Source organism: Sulfitobacter sp. HI0040, from assembly GCF_001634885.1.
Taxonomy (GTDB): domain Bacteria; phylum Pseudomonadota; class Alphaproteobacteria; order Rhodobacterales; family Rhodobacteraceae; genus Sulfitobacter.
Genome location: NZ_LWEX01000439.1, coordinates 1 through 587, shown reverse-complemented (window position 1 = coordinate 587; position 587 = coordinate 1). Strand labels below are relative to the sequence as shown.

Sequence of the window (587 nt, the reverse complement as noted above, 5' to 3'; positions counted from 1 at the left end):
TGCCCTCGATGAGCGAGGTCAGTTGCGCCTCGAGGTTTGTCAGCTGCGATAGCTGGGTTTCCAACTCCAGCCGCATGGTGGCGAGCTGTTGCATCTGGACATTCAGATCCTCGGCCATGTGCTCGAGTTGGGCTACGAGCTGGCCAAGCGCTGAGCCGTCAAAGGTCGGCACACCCTGGGCCGTTGCGGGCGAAGAAAACCCGAGTGTGGTGACCGCAGCCACGGTCAGGAGAAGCTGTCTCATTCGGGAACTCCCATTTGCATGAAGTCGCGCTCGGCCAGCCGGTCAGCGACGAGGTGCTGCGCATAGGCCGCCTCGCGCTGCTGGTTTGCCGCCATCAGCCGGACGCGGAGGTTGAGGATGCGACCGATCTCGGCCTTGGCGTAGGTGTTGAGCTCCCAGGCCGCCTTGGCATTGGGTTGCGCGTCGATCTGCAGGATGATCGCGCGCAGGCGATTGATGACCTGCTCTGTGGTGGCGGAACTGTCGGCGGCGTAATAGACGCCGGCCTCGGAGATGCTGGCATACTCGGCCAGCGCAAAGTCCGAGGGCGAGAGCGTGCCGAGCGCATCGGCGCCGCCGACCA

General features: G+C 64.2%; 2 pseudogenes. Both read right to left on the bottom strand.

What is annotated here, in order from left to right:
* A pseudogene (locus tag A3728_RS18050) lies at positions 1–244 on the bottom strand (type IV secretion system protein); the annotation flags it as partial.
* Positions 241–587 (bottom strand): annotated as a pseudogene (locus A3728_RS18045) (lytic transglycosylase domain-containing protein); the annotation flags it as partial. The pseudogenes A3728_RS18045 and A3728_RS18050, both read right to left, overlap by 4 nt.